The following is a 1,909-nucleotide window of genomic DNA, read 5'->3' as shown; positions in this document are numbered from 1 at the left end:
CGCCGCCGAGCTGATGGGCGTGCCGACGTTCAAGTTCAAGCTGCTCGCCTTCGCGACGGGGGCGTTCATCGGCGGCCTCGCCGGTGGGCTCTACGCCAGCCGCCAGGGCTTCATCAACCCCCAGTCCTTCCTGCTGCTGTTCTCGATCCTCTACCTCGCGGCCGTCGTGGTCGGTGGTCAGGGCAACCGGTGGGGCGTGCTCGTCGGTGCCACGCTGGTCGCCTACCTGCCGCAGCGCTTCCGCGAGTTCGACGACTTCCGCGTGCTGGTGTTCGGCCTGGCGCTCGTGGTGCTCGCGACGGTGCGGCCGGAGGGTCTGCTGCCACCCAAGCGGACGTTGCGCGCCAAGCATCTGGAACAGGAGCTCGAGGAGCTCGAGGAAGGTAACGCCGGAGAGGAGAGCGCCCGTGTCTGAGGCGATTCTCGAGGTCCAGAACGTCACCTTGAAGTTCGGTGGCCTCACCGCGCTGAACGACGTGTCGTTCCACATCGACGAGGGCGAGATCCTCGGCCTGATCGGGCCGAACGGTGCTGGGAAGACGACCTGCTTCAACGCGGTCACCGGCGTCTACCGGCCCACCAGCGGAAGCATCCTCTTCCGGGGCACGTCCATCGTCGGGCTGAAGAAGCACAAGATCACCCAGCAGGGGATCGCGCGCACCTTCCAGAACATCCGTCTGTTCCCGACGATGACGGCGCTGGAGAACGTGCTGGTGGGCGCCGACGCGCAGCACAGCACCGGCATGCTCTCCGCGCTGTTCCGGCTGCCGAAGCACCGGCGGGAGGAGAAGGACGGCCACGACCGCGCGATGGAGCTGCTCAGGTTCATGGGCATCCACCGCAAGGCCGACGAGCTCGCCGCGAACCTGTCCTACGGCGACCAGCGGCGCCTGGAGATCGCCCGGGCGATGGCGACCAACCCGAAGCTCATCTGCCTCGACGAGCCGGCTGCGGGCTTCAACCCGGCCGAGAAGGTCGAGCTGATGAACCTCATCCGCAAGGTCCGCGACCAGGGCTTCACCGTGCTGCTCATCGAGCACGACATGAAGCTGGTCATGGGCGTGACGGACCGGATCGTCGTCCTCGAGTTCGGACGCAAGATCGCCGAGGGCTCGCCCGCCGAGATCCGTGACAACCCCGCGGTGATCGCCGCCTACCTGGGAGTGGATGAAGAAGATGCTTCTTGAGGTCGAGGGCCTCTGTGTCAACTACGGGCACATCGAGGCGATCCGTGACATCAGCTTCAGCGTTCCGGAGGGGACCGTCACGACCCTCATCGGCGCCAACGGCGCGGGGAAGACCACCACGCTGAAGACCATCTCGGGACTGCGCAAGGTCCGGGCCGGCTCGATCCGGTTCGAGGGCAAGGACATCAACGAGGTTCCGCCCTACGACCGGGTCAAGCTGGGGATCGGCCAGTCACCCGAGGGGCGGCGCTGCTTCATCGGCATGACGGTGCGCGAGAACCTGGAGATGGGCGCGTTCACCCGCAAGGACCGCAAGTCGGAGGCGTACCGCCAGGACATCGACCGGGTCCTGGCGCTCTTCCCGCGGCTGGAGGAGCGCATCGACCAGATCGCCGGCACCATGTCGGGCGGCGAGCAGCAGATGCTGGCCATCGGTCGGGCGCTCATGTCCCGGCCCCGGCTGCTGCTGCTCGACGAGCCGTCGATGGGGCTGGCGCCGAAGCTGATCCAGCAGATCTTCAACATCATCACGGAGATCAACCAGCAGGGCACCACCGTCCTGCTGGTGGAGCAGAACGCCGCCCAGGCGCTGAAGCGCTCGCACGACGCCCACATCCTCGAGACCGGTGAGATCGTCCGGTCCGGGAAGGGTGCGGACCTCGCCGTCGACCCGGCGGTCAAGGCCGCCTACCTCGGCGGCGACGTGTAGCGCGTCCCGCACG

The 1,909-nt window shown here is 67.3% G+C and carries 3 protein-coding genes; all 3 read left to right on the top strand.

Annotated features, from left to right (window positions below; all coding sequences use genetic code 11):
* A partial coding sequence (locus FHP29_RS00035; protein WP_139620834.1) for a branched-chain amino acid ABC transporter permease occupies window positions 1–415 on the top strand: 415 nt, incomplete at its 5' end.
* Entirely contained in the window at window positions 408–1,187 is a 780-nt protein-coding gene (locus FHP29_RS00030; protein ID WP_139620833.1) for an ABC transporter ATP-binding protein, read from the top strand. The genes FHP29_RS00035 and FHP29_RS00030, both read left to right, overlap by 8 nt.
* Complete coding sequence (locus tag FHP29_RS00025) at window positions 1,177–1,896, top strand: ABC transporter ATP-binding protein (RefSeq protein WP_139620832.1); 720 nt, start codon at window positions 1,177–1,179, stop codon at window positions 1,894–1,896. Before FHP29_RS00030 ends, FHP29_RS00025 begins: the two co-directional genes overlap by 11 nt.
* The last annotated feature ends 13 nt before the right edge of the window (window positions 1,897–1,909 follow it).

Origin of the sequence: Nocardioides albidus, assembly GCF_006335005.1 — a bacterium.
Lineage (GTDB): Bacteria > Actinomycetota > Actinomycetes > Propionibacteriales > Nocardioidaceae > Nocardioides > Nocardioides albidus.
This window is presented reverse-complemented; position numbering and strand designations above follow the sequence as displayed.